Consider the following 14,383-nt stretch of genomic DNA (forward strand, 5'->3'; position numbering starts at 1 on the left):
CACGCCATCAGTCCCGCCGGATCCCGAGCCGGTCCAGCCGCCGGTACAGCGCCTGCCGCGACAGCCCCAGCTCCGCGGCGGCCTGCGCGAGCACGCCGTGGTTGCGTTCCAGCGCGTCCTCGATCGCCGCACGGTCCGGCTCGTCGCCCGTTGTCGCGGCGCTGGCCGCACGTGGCGCCGGCTGCAGGCCGAGGTCGGCGGCGAACACCTCGTCCCCGGCCGCCAGCAGCGCCGCGCGCTGCATCGTGTTGCGCAGCTCGCGCACGTTGCCGGGCCACGCATGGCGCAGCAGCGCGCGCTCGGCGTCCTCGGCCAGGTGCTTGCCATCGGGCAGGAAATGCCGCGCCAGCGGCAGGATGTCGCGCGGGCGCTGCGCCAGCGGCGGCAGCCGCAGCTCGATGCCGTTGAGGCGGTAGAACAGGTCCTCGCGGAAGCGGCCGTCGGCGATCAGCGCGGCAAGGTCGGCGTTGGTCGCGCTGACGATGCGCACGCGCACGTTGCGCTCGCGATTGCCGCCCAGGCGCTCGAAGCGCCCGGTCTCCAGCACCCGCAGCAGCTTGACCTGCCCGGCCAGCGGTAGCGTGCCGACCTCGTCCAGGAACAGGGTGCCGCCGTCGGCGGCCTCGAACTTTCCTTCGCGCGCCTTGTTGGCGCCGGTGTACGCACCCGGTTCGGCGCCGAACAGCTCGGCCTCGATCAGGTCCGCCGGCAGCGCGCCGCAGTTGAGCGCCACGAAAGGGCCGTTGCGCACGTGCGAGTTGGCGTGGACGATCTCGGCGTATTTCTCCTTGCCGGTGCCGTTGGGCCCGGTGACCAGCACCGGGATGTCCGAGCGCGCGACCTGGCAGGCCAGCGCCACGGTCGCCTCGCTGGCTGGATCGTCGAACACCAGCCCGCGCAGGTCGTTCTCGCGCAGCAGCGCCGTGCGCCGCTGGCGCTCGCCGGCGTGCTGGCGCGACAGTTCGCGCTGCGCCTGCCCGAGTTCGAGCAGGTTGTTCACCGTCGCCATCAGCTTCTGGTCGTCCCAGGGCTTGGCGAGGTAGTCCGCCGCGCCCGCCTTGACCAGGTCCACCGCCGCTTCCAGGTGCGTCCACGCGGTGAGCAGGATCACCGGCAGGTCGGGGAACCGCGCGCGGATTTCGTGGAACAGCGCGACGCCTTCCTCGCCCGAGGTGGTGTCGGCGTGGAAGTTCATGTCCTGGACCACCAGGTCCACGTCGTGGCGTTGCAGCTGTTCCAGCCCGTCCTGCGGCGACTCCGCGCGCAGCGTGTCGATGTCGTGCAGCGAGAACAGCACGTCGAGCGCGGTGGCGACGGAGGGATTGTCGTCGATGACGAGGATCGTGGGCATGGGGAGAGGCGGGGGCTGGGATCTGGGGACTGGGAGCTAGGGAGCGGGGAGTTTGGCTTGCAAGGATTTCATCAGGGTGCGCAGCATGCGACCTATGCGGGTGCTGGACTGGGCGATGGGATCGAGCGCTGCATCGTCGAGATAGCCTAGACGATGCGAGATGAGGAGCTGGGTTTCCATCTCCGCAAGTGATCCAAGGCTGATGCCAAGAAACCGCAAGTAGTCGCGAGTCGTGGGTCGCGCGTGCCCCTCCGCGATATTGGATGGTACCGACACCGAAGATCGGCGGAATTGTGAAGTCAGTCCGAACCGCTCGTCTGCAGGGAACGTAGCCAATGCCCGATAGACCAGCTCTACCAGATCAATTGCCTCCCGCCATACCTGCAAGTCCCTGAAACTTTTCACCACTTCGGCCATTCCATAGCCCCCAGTCCCCAGATCCCAGCCCCAATCTACACACTCCGCGTCGCCACCGCCGGCGGTACCGCCGCCGCGCGCCGCGCGGGCCAGAACACCGCGATCTGGCCCAGCACCCAAAGCGCCACCGCGCCGATCGGCAGGTACACCAGTGGCAGGCGCGGCAGTTCGTACTTGCCCATCAGCATCTGGTTGATCGCGAACGCCAGCAGCATGCCCAGCACGATGCCGACCGTGGCGAGCAGGAAGTTCTCGGTCTGGAAGTAGCGCAGGATCTGCCCCTTCGTCGCGCCCAGCGCGCGGCGCACGCCGATCTGCTTGGTGCGCTGCTGCACCCAGAAACTGGCCAGGCCCACAATGCCCAGCGCGGTCACTACCAGCAGCGCGACGATCACCGCCACCAGCAACCAGACCATGGCGCGGTCGGCGCGGTAGTACTCGCCGCGCAGCTCTTCCATCGTCTTGGTGTTGTCGGTGAGGATGATGCGGTTCGGGCCGTTGCGTTCAAGCGTGGCCATCGCGGCCTTGAGCACCTCTGCGCGGCGCGCGGGGTCGGTGCGCAGCAGGTAGTTGCCGCCCAGCGAGTAGGGCGCCCGGATGGGGAAGATCATCGAATATTCGTGCGCGGCCGGGCCGCCCTGTTCGCTCGGGCGCACCAGATGATCGACGATGCCGATGATCCGGATCGGATCGTCGCCCCAGCTGTAGAACGACTTGCCGACGGCGTCCTGCCCGGGGAACAGCTTGTCGGCCATGCTGCGGGTGATGATGACCGAGGGGATCTCGATGTCGGCGTCGGGTGCGTTGAACGCCGACCACTCGATGAACTCATCCGGTGCAAACTGGCGGCCGGCCACGAGCTTCGGCCCGAGGGTGTCGAGAAACTGGTTCTCGCCCATGTAGACCGTGGCACTCAGCGTCGGCTGCTTCTGGTCCGTGCTCATTCTCACCGAAGTGTTCCAGGACGACTTCACGAACGGCACCTGGTTGGTGACGGTCGCGGCCTTGACGCCCGCCAGGCCGCGCAGGAGGGCCAGGTCGCTGCGGGTCAGTGCGTCCGCATCGTCGTCGGCACCGATGCCGGCCAGCTGTATGCGTACGACCTCGTTCTCTGCCACGCCGCTGACCAGGTTGATCCGCTCGATGCGGTTGCCGATCAGGAACAGGGCATTGCAGACGATGGCGCAGCTGAGCGCGATCTCGAGCACGATCAGCGCCGCGGCGGTCTTGTGCCGGAGCAGGGTGGAGAGGATGGGGCGCAGTTCCATGGTGGTTTCCTCGGTGGGAAGCGCATGCCGGCGTGAAGGCCGACGGTGGTGAAGGGTGTCCGCGTCGGGTGGTCCGGTTGGCCGTGGACCGTTGGCGCGCGGGGCGTCGGGGGCGTAGCCCCGACCTACTGGCTCTTCAGTTGCATGGCCGGGGTGACCTGCATCGCTTGCCAGGCCGGGATCACGCCGGCCAGCAGGCTGGCGCCGACGGCGAGCGCGAAGGTGGTCAGCAGCATCAGCGGGTCGAGGTGTGCGAGTTCGGCATAGCTCGTCGGCTGCTGGCGCACGGCCCACAGGCCGAGCCAGGCCAGCGCCAGGCCGACGATGCCGCCGGCCATGCCGACCACGCCGGCCTCGACCAGGCACTGCATGAAGATCTCCCGCCGCGACGCGCCCAGCGCGCGGCGGACGCCGACCTCGCTGCTGCGACGCAGGAACTTGGCCAGCAGCAGGCCCACCGTGTTGAGCAGGCAGACCAGCAGGAAGCCGAACGCCAGCCACACCTGCAGGCGCACGTCGCCGGGCACGACCTTGTTGTAGTCCAGCCACTCCATCACGCTGCGCAGGCGCACGTTGGTTGGGCGCTCGTAGCGGCCGTTGGCGCGCTGCTGGTCGGAATAGTTCACCAGGTAACGGTGGTAGTCGGCAACCTTCGCCGGCGTGTCGAGCTGCACCCAGTACTGGATCCACACGCACGGTGCGTTCACGCCGGCCTCGCCCTCGGGATCGGATCCCGAATCGCCCCAGCAGTCCATGCTGCCGCTGCGGCTCATCTTCAGGTCGCGCGAGACGGAGAACGGGATGAACACCTGTTCCAGCTCACCGAAGCGGTCGCTGTTCATGTCGTAGAAGCGCGGCGTGGGACGCCACTGGTCGAGGACGCCGACGATGCGGAAATCGTCATTCTCCAGCCGTACCGTCTTGCCGACGCTGTTGGCGCCGCCGAACAGCTTGTCGTTGAGCGCCTTGGCGATCACCACCACGCGCGCATGGCGCTCGTCCTCGACCGCACTCCAGCCGCCGCCGTACAGGAACGGCATGTCGAACATCGGGAAGATGTCGGCCGTGGTGTAGCGCGCGTCGGCGTAGAACGGCGACAGCCCCTGCTTCTGCGGCGTGATCGCGGCGCTGCCGCCGGTCATCATCGCCTGCCGGTCGCCGCGCTTTTCGCGCAGCAGGGTCTGGGCATCGAAGCGGGTGACTTGCTGGGAAGGCTCCTCGCCCGGGGTGTAGCCGCGCATGCTTTCCGGGTCGAGCTGGACGTAGAACAGCTCACCGCTACGCGTCGGCACGGGATCGCCGGACAGGACGTGGAACACCGTCAGCGTGGTCATGCTGGCGCCGATGCCCAGCGCGATCGCCAGCACCATCAGCGCGGTCAGCACCTTGTTGCGGCGGAAGCTGCGAAGCGCGAGGTTGAGGTAGTAGGCGAACATGGATCGTTGCTCCTGGTGGTGGCGTCGCCGCGGCGGTCGCGACGGCGCGTGTTGCATTCATCGGTCAGATCGATCGCGTCGCTTCGGCCGGCGACACCCGCGTCGCGCGCCGCGCCGGCGCGAGCACCGCGACCTGGCCCAGCAGCCACAGCACGATGGCGCCGACCGGCAGGTAGAACGCCGGCAGGCGCGCGAGCTCGTACTGTTGCATCAGGCCCTGGTTGAGGCCGTAGGCCAGCAGCATGCCCATCACGATGCCGGCGCTGACGATCAGGAAATTCTCGGTCTGGAAGTAGCGCAGGATGTCGCCGCGGGTGGCACCCAGCGCACGACGCACGCCGATCTGCCGGCGCCGCTGCGAGACCCAGAAGCTGGTCAGGCCGACGATGCCCAGCGCGGTGACCAGCAGCAGCGCCACGATCGTCCCGACCAGCAGGCCGGCCATGGCACGGTCGCTGCGGAAGTAGCGCTCGCGCAGTTCGCCCAGGGTCGCGGTCTGTTCCTCGTCCAGCACGACGGTGGGCGCAACCCTGGCGACGGTTTCGCGAGCGGCGCGCATCACGCGCGGCAGGTCCCCGGGCGCGGCGCGCAGCACGTAGTTGCCGAGCAATTGCGGGCCCGGCTGCGCGGGGACGAACACCGACCATTCCGCGCTGTGGGCGCCGCGGCCCCCGGGGCGCGCGATCGCCAGGTGGTCGAGCACGCCCATGACCCGGAAGTGGCGGTCCCCGCTCAGCCAGAACTCCCGGCCCAACGGGTCGGCGCCCGGCCACAGCTGTTCGGCCAGCGCGCGCGTCACCAGCACCTGGGCATCCTCGGGGACGAAGTTGGATACGGGCTGGTAGTCGGCGGCCTGCGGTGCGCGTCCGGCGACCACGCGCAGGCCCAGCGTCTCCAGGCTGCCGGGGCTGCCGACATAGAAATCCACCACGCCGCCGAAGTGTTCGTTCTCCGCGTCCAGGAAGATGCCGGCTGCGCCAGCCTGCTGGCCGAACGGCACCGCGTTGATGACCGCCACGGACTCCACGCCGGGAATCGCGCGCAGCCCGGCCAGCATCCGCGCGTTCAGGTCGTTCGCCGGCTGGTCGGAATAACCGTCCAGCCGCACGACCGCCAGCGAGGCCTCGTCGACGCCGCTGTCGATGCGCATGTTGTCCAGCCGCTGGATGATCAGGAAGCAGGCGTTGCATAGCACCGCGCAGGCCAGCGCGATTTCCAGCGCGATCAGCAGCGTGGAAGCGCGATGCCGGGACAGTGCGGAGAGGATGGGGCGGATGTGCATCACACGCCTCCCAGGGTCTTGATCTGCAGCCCCGGCGCAACCCGGCTGGCACGCAGGGCAGGCAGCATGCCCGCCAGCAGGCTCACGGCCACGGCAAGCGCGAACGTGACCAGGAACATTGGCAGGTCCAGGTGGGCGAGATCGGCATACGCAGCCGGCTGCCGGCGCACCAGCCACAGGCCGGCCAGGGTCAGCAGCCAGCCGGCGAAGCCGCCGGCCAGGCCGATCATGCCGGCCTCCACCAGGCACTGCGCGAACACCGCCGAACGGCTGGCGCCGAGCGCGCGCCGCACGCCGATCTCGCCACTGCGGCGCAGGAACTTCGCCAGCAGCAGGCCGACCGTGTTGAACAGGCAGATCGCCAGGAACGAGAACGCCAGCCAGGTCTGCACGCGCACGTCGGCGGGCACCACGTGGTTGTAGTCGAGCCACTGCATCAGGTTGCGCAGGCGGACGTTGTTGGTGCTCGCGAAGCGGCCCATGGCCTTCTGCTGCGCGGCGTAGTCGTTGAGGAAGCGGCGATACCCGGCCACCGCCTCCTCATCGTCGAGCTGTGCCCACAGCCCGATCCAGACGCAGGGCGTGTTCTGCAGGCTGCCCGGCGTCTCCGGCAAGTCCCAGCAGGTGAACTGCTGGAAGTGGCCGTCGTTGAGTTCCAGGCTGGTGAAGAACGGCACCAGCACGTCCTGCGGCTTGCCGTAGAAGTCGCCGGTATCGCCTTGGGCGAAGTTGCCGCCGGCCACGGTGTAGAACAGCGGCCGCGGCCGCCAGTCGTCGAGCACGCCGACGATGCGCACCGACGTGCCGCGGATCTGCAGTTCGCGGCCGACGCTGTCGACGCCGCCGAACAGCTTCCGGTTGAGGTCGGCGGAAATCACCGCCACGCGTGCGCGCTTCTCGCCGTCTTCCGCGCGCCAGGGGCCGCCGTAGCGGAACGGCACGTCGAACATCGTGAAGAAGTCCGAAGTCGTCGACAGCATCGTGCCCATCGACGGTGACTGCCGCGTGCCGGGCGCCTGCAGCTTCACCGGGCTGCGCGCGACCATCGTCTGCCGGTCGGCGCGTTTCGCGCTCCACAGGTCGACCGCCGAGCGGTAGTCGATCATGTCCAGCGGCTCGCGGCGCGTGGCGCTGTCCGGCCTGGCGTCCACCTGCGCGTAGAACAGCGTGTCGCTGCGGCCCGGCATCGGGTCGCCCGACAGCAGGCGCATCACCGTCAGCGTGGTCATGCTGGTGCCGATGCCCAGCGCGATCGCCATCACCATCAACGCGCTCAGCACCCAGTTGCGGCGGAGGCTGCGCAGAGAGAGCTTGGCGTAGTAGCCGAACATGAAGAACTCCGTAGGGCGGGTCTTGACCCGCCATGGCGTTACCGATTGACGTCTTCTGTCTTGCGTACCGGGCAAAGACGGGTTGAGGTCCACCCCCGGATCAAGTCCGGGGCAGGCTCTACGCGGAAGTCGACGATTCGTTCCCTGCTTTCTGTTCGCGGATGCGCGACAGGCTCGGCTCCACCGACAGGTCGGTCGCCATGCCGTCGACGATGTGCACGTTGCGCTGCGCGCGCGCGGCGAGCTCCGGGTCGTGGGTGACCATGATGATCGTCGCGCCCTGCGAGTTGATGTCCTCCAGCAGCTCCAGCACGCTGCGCGCCATCTGCGAGTCGAGGTTGCCCGTCGGTTCGTCCGCGAGCAGCAGGCGCGGGCTGCCGGCGAGCGCGCGCGCGATCGCCGCGCGCTGCTGCTGGCCGCCCGACAGCTCGGCCGGGAAGTGCTTCATCCGCGAGCCCAGGCCCACCATCCCCAGCGCGTCTTCGATCCGCAGCTTGCGTTCGTTCGCCGGCATGCCGCGGTAGCGCAGCGGCACGTCGCAGTTGTCGAACAGGTTCAGGTCCGGGATCAGGTTGAAGCTCTGGAAGATGAAGCCGATCTTCTGGTTGCGCAGCTTGCTGCGCTGGTTGTCCGACAGGCCCTTGACGTTCTCGCCGTCGAGCGTGAACTCGCCGCCGGTGAAGGTCTCCAGCAGCCCGGCGATGTTGAGGAAGGTGGTCTTGCCGGAACCGGACGGGCCGGTGACGGCGACGAATTCGCCTTCCTTCACGTGCAGGTCGAGCGAACGCAGCGCGTGCGTCTCGACCAGTTCGGTGCGGTAGACCTTGGTGACCTGGCGCATGTCGAGCATCGGAGGTTTCCTTGATGGGTTTGCGTAGGGCGGGTCTTGACCCGCCGCGGGAGGGGCTGCCGGGAGGCTGCCTGAAGGCGGGTCAAGACCCGCCCTGCATTTCAGGTAACGCGGAACATCCGCGGCAACTCGGCGACGCGCAGGTACGCCTGCGTCAGCCGCGTCCGCGGCACGCTGTTGGCAGCCACGGCGCCTTCGCGGACCGCGTCGAAGTCGACCATCTGCGACAGGCGCAGGCGGCGCGGCATGGCGTCGGCCAGGTCCTGCGCGTTCCACTGCTGCGGGAAGGAGAAATAGGCGGGGGAAGACATGGTTACTCTCCGTTGATGCGGACTTGCTCCGCGTTGCCGAACTGGTCCGTGCCCGAGACGACGATGCGATCGCCTTCCTCCAGCCCGGATACGATTTCCACGCTGCTCAAACTGCTGGCGCCGGCCTGGATCGGGCGGCGCGTGGCGCTGCCATCCTTGACCACCCACGCAAAGCTGCCGCCGTCCTGCTCCAGGAACGGGCCGCGCTCGACCATCAGCACGTTCTTGCGCGTGTCGAGCACGATGCGCGCCGACAGCCGCTGGTTCTGGCGCAGGCCCGGGGGCTGCTGGCCGTCGGCGAAGCGCAGGCGGGCGTTGACCTCGCCGTTGACGACTTCCGGCGACACCGCCGACACCTCGGCCTTGTAGACCTTGCCGTTGCTGGTGACCTGCGCCGGGATGCCGATGCCGAGGTCGCGGGCGAAGCTCTCGGGCACCTTGATCTCGACCTCGAACTTGTCCAGGTCCACCACGCTCAGCACCGGGCCGTTGGCGACCACGCTGGTGCCCTGCGGCACGTGGACCTGGCCGACCTGGCCGTTGAACGGCGCGCGGATGGTCAGCGCGTCGACCTGGCGCTGCTGTTCGGTCACGACCGCTTTCTGGCGATCGGCCAGCAGGCGCTTGTTGCGCGCGTCCAGGCCGGCGCCCTGGCCCTGCAGGTCGAAGTCCTTCTTCGCGCTGGCCAGTTCGATCTCGGCCTTCTTCAGCTGGTCCTGCGCGGTCGCAAGTTCATTCTGCGACACCGCGCCGCCCTCAAAGGCGCGCTGGTAGCGTTCCAGGTCGCGCTGCGCGGCGGTGCGGCTGATCTCGGCCTGCTGCACCACCTTGCGCGCCGCGGCGCGGGCGATCTGCGCGTCGAGCACCGCGCGGCTGGCCTCGGCCTCCATGCTCGCGAGCGTGGATTCCTCCTGTACCAGCTTGCTGCGCAGTTCGGGGCTGTCGATCACGGCCAGCGGCTCGCCCTTCTTGACCACGTCGCCGGCAACGACCTTCAGCGCGACCGTGCCCGCGGCGATGGCGTAGAGCGTCGGGCTGTTGGCGGCGATCACGCGGCCGTCCGCCGACAGGTCGCGCACCAGGTCGCCGCGGGTGACCTGCGCGATGCGCACGCGGCTGGCGTCGTAGGAACGCCCGCCCGAGGTCCAGCCGATGACTACCCACGCCGCCAGCGCCAGCACCACGGCGCCGGCGATGCCGCCGACCAGCCATGCCTTGCGGTGGCGCCTGAATGAACCGGCGGGGGTCGATACCACGTGGTCCTGGCCGGAGGTGTCGCGGATGCGGGAGCGGTTTTCCATGCTTGGGGTTTGGATGTCCGAAGGCTTCATGTGGTTGCAATGCGCAATATGCGTGCCAACCGCAAGCCATTGATTCGTGGCCGATTCCCGGCCGCGGACACTGTCCGCGCGGACACCCGCGGCGTCCGCGCGGACGCTTTCCCCGGCAATTCGCGTTTCCGTGGGAACGCACCGGGCGCGACAGGCGTTACCGGGGAATCCTGGCCGCGCCCGGCGCGCGCCTGCAAGGTCCGTTGCCGTGCGCCGTTTACAATCGTCCATCCCAAGAAGGAGTCTCCCCATCCATGTGCGGCATCGTCGGCGCGATCGCGGATCGCGATGTGGTTCCCGTCCTCGTCGAGGGCCTCAAGCGCCTCGAATACCGTGGCTATGACTCGGCCGGCATCGCCGTGGTCGACGAATCCGAACGCCGCGACATCCGCCGCGTGCGCCGCACCGGCCGCGTCGCGGAAATGGAAGCGGCCGCCAGCGCCGAGGGTTTCCACGCCAACCTGGGCATCGGCCACACCCGCTGGGCCACGCATGGTGGCGTGACGGAGCTCAACGCCCATCCGCACGTCAGCCACGGCGTGGCGCTGGTGCACAACGGCATCATCGAGAACCACGAACAGCAGCGCGAACGACTGGCCGCGCTGGGCTACGAGTTCGAGTCGCAGACCGACACCGAGGTCATCGCCCACCTGATCCACCACTACCTCAAGCAAGGCAACGACCTGCTCGCCGCGCTGCAGCTCGCGGTCAAGGACTTGCACGGCGCGTATGCGCTGGCCGTGGTCAGCCGCGCCGAACCTGGACGCATGGTCTGCGCGCGCATGGGCTGCCCGCTGCTGGTCGGCCTGGGCGAGGGCGAGAACTTCATTGCCTCCGACGTCTCGGCGATCATCCAGGCCACGCGCCGTGTGATCTTCCTCGAAGAAGGCGACACCGCCGAAGTCACGCGCGAGGCCGTGCGCGTGTTCGATGGAGAGGGCGCGCAGGTGGAGCGCGAAGTGCACGTCTCCGACGTGTCGCTGGCGTCGCTGGAACTCGGCCCCTACCGCCACTTCATGCAGAAGGAGATCCACGAGCAGCCGCGCGCGATCGGCGACACCATCGAGGCGGTGATCGATGCCGGTGCCTTCAGCGCCGAACTGTTCGGCGACGACGCGGAGGCCGTGCTGGAGGGTGTCGAAGGCGTGCAGATCCTCGCCTGCGGCACCAGCTACTACGCCGGCTCCACCGCCCGCTACTGGATCGAGGCGATCACCGGCCTGCCGTGCAACGTCGAGATCGCCAGCGAGTACCGCTACCGCACCGCCGTGGCCAACCCGAAGCACCTGGTGGTGACGATCTCGCAGTCGGGCGAAACGCTCGACACCATGGAGGCGCTCAAGTACGCCAAGTCACTCGGCCATGACAAGACCCTGTCGATCTGCAACGTGCCCGAAAGCGCGATTCCGCGCGCTAGCAGGCTTGTGTTCTACACGCGCGCCGGCGCAGAGATCGGCGTTGCCTCCACCAAGGCGTTCACCACCCAGCTGGTGGCGTTGTTCACCCTGTGCGCGACGCTGGCCAAGCTGCGCGGCCGCCTGCCGGAAGACAAGGAAGCCGAATACATCGAAGCGCTGCGCCACCTGCCCGGCAGCGTGCAGCACGCGCTCAACCTGGAGCCGCAGGTCGCCGCCTGGGCCGAGCGCTTTGCGCCCAGGCAGCACGCGCTGTTCCTCGGCCGCGGCGTGCACTATCCGATCGCGCTGGAAGGCGCGCTCAAGCTCAAGGAAATCTCCTACATCCACGCCGAGGCCTACCCGGCCGGCGAACTCAAGCACGGCCCGCTCGCGCTGGTCGACGCCGACATGCCGGTGGTGGTGATCGCGCCCAACGACAACCTGCTGGAGAAGGTGAAGTCCAACATGCAGGAAGTCCGCGCCCGAGGCGGCGAACTGTTCGTGTTCACCGACGCCGACAGCAACTTCAGCGAGTCCGAAGGCGTGCACGTGATCCGCACCCCGCGCCACGTCGGCGTGCTCAGCCCGATCGTGCACACCATCCCGGTGCAGCTGCTCGCCTACCACGTGGCGCTGGCACGCGGCACCGACGTGGACAAGCCGCGCAACCTGGCCAAGTCGGTGACGGTGGAATGAACCTTCGCAACGTCCTGCTCCTGGTGTCGCTACTGCCGTTGTCGGCGGCCTCGTTGCCCGGATGCGCCGAACCGGCGCCGCCCACCCAGGCGACGGCCGAAACGCCGGCCACGCCGGGTGAACTGCCGCGCATCGTCGTGCACAAGTCGCCGACGTGCGGCTGCTGCAACGGATGGATCGCGCACCTGCGCGAGTCCGGTTTCGAGGTCGATGCCCGCGACGAGGACGACATGCGGCCGGTCAAGGCACGCGCCGGCGTCCCGGCGGGCAAGCATTCGTGCCATACCGCGTTCGTCGCCGGCTACTTCATCGAAGGCCACGTGCCCGCGGAAGACATCAAGCGGCTGCTCGCGCAGCGCCCGGGTGCAAAGGGGCTCGCGGTCCCGGGCATGCCGCTGGGCTCGCCGGGCATGGAAATGCCGGACGGGCGCACCCAGCCCTACGCCGTCGAACTGGTCCACCGGGACGGCAGCACCGCGGTGTTCGCGCGGCACTGAGTCTCACGAAAGCACCTGGCGCAATCCGATTCGAGGAAACAATTGCCATGACCATCCACGCCTACGGGGCCCATGCGGGCGACAAGCCGCTCGAAGCGATGCGCATCACGCGCCGCGCGCCGGGCGCGAACGACGTGCAGATCGACATCGCCTTCTGCGGCGTGTGCCACTCCGACCTCCACCAGGTGCGCTCCGAGTGGGCCGGCACCCTGTTCCCCTGCGTGCCGGGCCACGAGATCGTCGGCCGCGTGTCGGCGGTTGGCGGGGACGTGGCCGGCTTCAAGCCCGGCGACCTGGTGGGCGTGGGCTGCATCGTCGACAGCTGCCGCGGTTGCGACGAGTGCGCGGACGGGCTGGAGAACTACTGCGACCACATGGTCGGCACCTACAACGGCCCCACGCCCGACGCGCCCGGCCACACGCTGGGCGGCTACTCGCAGCAGATCGTGGTGAACGAACGCTACGTGCTGCGCGTGCGCCATCCCGAGGACCAGCTGGCGGCCGTGGCTCCGCTGCTGTGCGCGGGCATCACCACCTGGTCGCCGCTGCGCCACTGGAAGGTGGGGCCGGGGCAGAAGGTCGGCGTGGTCGGCATCGGCGGGCTGGGGCACATGGGCATCAAGCTCGCGCATGCGCTGGGCGCGCACGTGGTGGCGTTCACCACGTCCGAGTCGAAGCGCGAGGCCGCGCTGGCGCTGGGCGCGGACGAGGTGGTGGTTTCTCGCAACACCGACGAGATGGCCGCGCACCGCAAGAGCTTCGACTTCATCCTCAACACCGTGGCCGCGCCGCATGACCTGGATGCCTTCCTTGCGCTGCTCAAACGCGATGGTGCGATGACCCTGGTCGGCGCGCCGGCCACGCCGCACCCGTCACCGAACGTCTTCAGCCTGATCATGAAGCGCCGCTCGCTGGCCGGCTCGCTGATCGGCGGCATCCCCGAGACGCAGGAGATGCTGGATTTCTGCGCGGAGCACGGGATCGTCGCCGACATCGAGATGATCCGCGCCGATGACATCAACGCCGCCTACGAACGCATGCTCAAGGGCGACGTGAAGTACCGCTTCGTGATCGACAACGCGTCGCTGGCAACCGCCGCGTAGGCAGACACAGGCTGGGTTGGCCCCGCCAGCCCAGCTTACGGCCTGGCCAGGCGGCGGGCCTCGTCGGAGCCCTTTCGTTCGCTGTAGCGATCGACCAGGTAGCCGCTGCGCCCGCGGACCAGCAGGGTGAACTTCACCAGTTCCTCCATGACGTCCACCACGCGATCGTAGTAGGGCGACGGGCGCATGCGCCCGGTGTCGTCGAACTCCTGCCAGGCCTTGGCGACCGATGACTGGTTGGGGATGGTCACCATCCGCATCCAGCGCCCCAGCACGCGCAGGGTGTTGACCACGTTGAACGACTGCGAACCCCCGGAGACCTGCATCACCGCCAGCGTGCGCCCCTGGGTCGGACGTACGCTGCCGTCCTCGAGCGGGAGCCAGTCGACCTGGTTCTTGAACACGCCGGTGATGGTGCCGTGCCGCTCCGGGGAGACCCAGACCTGGCCTTCGGACCACTGCGACCACTCGCGCAGCTGCCGCACCTTCGGGTGGTCCCTGCCGACGCTGTCCAGCATCGGCAGGTCGCGCGGGTCGAACATCCGGGTCTCGGCGCCGAGGTGCTGCAGGATGCGTTCGGCCTCCAGCGCCAGTTTGCGGCTGTAGGATTGCGGCCGCAGCGAGCCGTACAGCAGCAGGATGCGGGGTGCGTGCGTGCCGCCGTCGGTGCCGAGGACGTCGTGCCGGGGGGCCGGCAACAGTCCGGTCGCCAGATGGGGGAGGTCGGGGAGTTGGGATGTTTGCTGCTTGATATCCATTCGACTATTCTAGAATCATGGAAACGAAACAGGCAATGGCGGCGCTCACGGCGCTGGGCCACGCGACCCGGCTTGCCGCCTTCCGGCTGCTGGTCGAGGCCGGCCCCGACGGCCGCATGGCCGGCGAAATCGCCGAAGCGCTCGCCGTGCCCGGCGCCACCCTGTCCTTCCATCTGAAGGAACTCGTGCATGCGGGCCTGGTCGAGAACGAGAACCGCGGCCGCAACGTCTGCTACCGCGCCCGGTTCGATGCCATGAACGGGCTCGTCGCCTACCTGACCCACAACTGCTGCGCGGGCTCGCCGGACGAGGCCTGCGCGCCCGGCGCGGCGGGTTCGAAACCCAGGGCCTGAAC

Annotated in this window: 14 protein-coding genes; 4 read left to right on the plus strand and 10 right to left on the minus strand. The window is 68.7% G+C overall.

What is annotated here, in order from left to right; genetic code table 11:
* Positions 1–7: 7 nt before the first annotated feature.
* The 9 genes from ACFONC_RS00565 to ACFONC_RS00605 form a co-directional block, all read right to left on the minus strand.
* Complete coding sequence (locus tag ACFONC_RS00565; protein ID WP_386741582.1) at positions 8–1,351, minus strand: sigma-54-dependent transcriptional regulator; 1,344 nt, start codon at positions 1,349–1,351, stop codon at positions 8–10.
* A 36-nt stretch (positions 1,352–1,387) separates the two neighbouring features.
* The gene (locus ACFONC_RS00570) at positions 1,388–1,768 is read right to left on the minus strand and encodes a four helix bundle protein (protein WP_386741584.1); all 381 of its coding nucleotides are present in this window, start codon (positions 1,766–1,768) and stop codon (positions 1,388–1,390) included.
* Between the two features lie 35 nt (positions 1,769–1,803).
* Positions 1,804–3,036: an ABC transporter permease gene (locus ACFONC_RS00575; RefSeq protein ID WP_386741585.1), complete on the minus strand. Its 1,233-nt coding sequence runs from the start codon at positions 3,034–3,036 to the stop codon at positions 1,804–1,806.
* Positions 3,037–3,161: 125 nt separating this feature from the next.
* Positions 3,162–4,472: an ABC transporter permease gene (locus tag ACFONC_RS00580; RefSeq protein ID WP_386741586.1), complete on the minus strand. Its 1,311-nt coding sequence runs from the start codon at positions 4,470–4,472 to the stop codon at positions 3,162–3,164.
* A gap of 64 nt (positions 4,473–4,536) precedes the next feature.
* Positions 4,537–5,754 carry an ABC transporter permease gene (locus tag ACFONC_RS00585; RefSeq protein WP_386741588.1) on the minus strand — a complete coding sequence of 406 codons (1,218 nt, stop codon included), beginning with the start codon at positions 5,752–5,754 and terminating at the stop codon, positions 4,537–4,539.
* Complete coding sequence (locus ACFONC_RS00590; RefSeq protein ID WP_386741589.1) at positions 5,754–7,085, minus strand: ABC transporter permease; 1,332 nt, start codon at positions 7,083–7,085, stop codon at positions 5,754–5,756. Before ACFONC_RS00590 ends, ACFONC_RS00585 begins: the two co-directional genes overlap by 1 nt.
* 118 nt (positions 7,086–7,203) lie before the next feature.
* Positions 7,204–7,935 carry an ABC transporter ATP-binding protein gene (locus tag ACFONC_RS00595; protein ID WP_386741590.1) on the minus strand — a complete coding sequence of 244 codons (732 nt, stop codon included), beginning with the start codon at positions 7,933–7,935 and terminating at the stop codon, positions 7,204–7,206.
* Positions 7,936–8,036: 101 nt separating this feature from the next.
* Positions 8,037–8,246 (minus strand): hypothetical protein, encoded by a 210-nt coding sequence (locus tag ACFONC_RS00600; protein WP_386741591.1) that lies wholly within the window; start codon positions 8,244–8,246, stop codon positions 8,037–8,039.
* Positions 8,247–8,248: 2 nt separating this feature from the next.
* Positions 8,249–9,547: an efflux RND transporter periplasmic adaptor subunit gene (locus ACFONC_RS00605; protein WP_386741593.1), complete on the minus strand. Its 1,299-nt coding sequence runs from the start codon at positions 9,545–9,547 to the stop codon at positions 8,249–8,251.
* A gap of 284 nt (positions 9,548–9,831) precedes the next feature.
* On the opposite strand from ACFONC_RS00605, the gene glmS reads away from it, so the two are divergent.
* From glmS to ACFONC_RS00620, 3 genes are read left to right on the plus strand one after another with little or no spacing between them, the layout of a single operon-like run.
* Positions 9,832–11,670, plus strand: a complete 1,839-nt coding sequence (gene glmS / locus ACFONC_RS00610; protein WP_386741595.1) for a glutamine--fructose-6-phosphate transaminase (isomerizing) — start codon at positions 9,832–9,834, stop codon at positions 11,668–11,670.
* Entirely contained in the window at positions 11,667–12,167 is a 501-nt protein-coding gene (locus ACFONC_RS00615; RefSeq protein WP_386741596.1) for a DUF411 domain-containing protein, read from the plus strand. Before glmS ends, ACFONC_RS00615 begins: the two co-directional genes overlap by 4 nt.
* Positions 12,168–12,214: 47 nt before the next feature.
* Complete coding sequence (locus ACFONC_RS00620) at positions 12,215–13,270, plus strand: NAD(P)-dependent alcohol dehydrogenase (protein ID WP_386741597.1); 1,056 nt, start codon at positions 12,215–12,217, stop codon at positions 13,268–13,270.
* Positions 13,271–13,305: 35 nt separating this feature from the next.
* On the opposite strand, the gene arsH is transcribed toward ACFONC_RS00620, so the two are convergent.
* Positions 13,306–14,028 (minus strand): arsenical resistance protein ArsH, encoded by a 723-nt coding sequence (gene arsH, locus ACFONC_RS00625; RefSeq protein WP_386741598.1) that lies wholly within the window; start codon positions 14,026–14,028, stop codon positions 13,306–13,308.
* A 17-nt stretch (positions 14,029–14,045) separates the two neighbouring features.
* Here arsH and ACFONC_RS00630 point away from each other — a divergent pair, with 17 nt between their 5' ends.
* Positions 14,046–14,381, plus strand: a complete 336-nt coding sequence (locus ACFONC_RS00630; RefSeq protein WP_386741599.1) for an ArsR/SmtB family transcription factor — start codon at positions 14,046–14,048, stop codon at positions 14,379–14,381.
* Positions 14,382–14,383: the final 2 nt, after the last annotated feature.

It is taken from the genome of Luteimonas soli (assembly GCF_042648865.1).
GTDB classification, from domain to species: domain Bacteria; phylum Pseudomonadota; class Gammaproteobacteria; order Xanthomonadales; family Xanthomonadaceae; genus Luteimonas; species Luteimonas soli.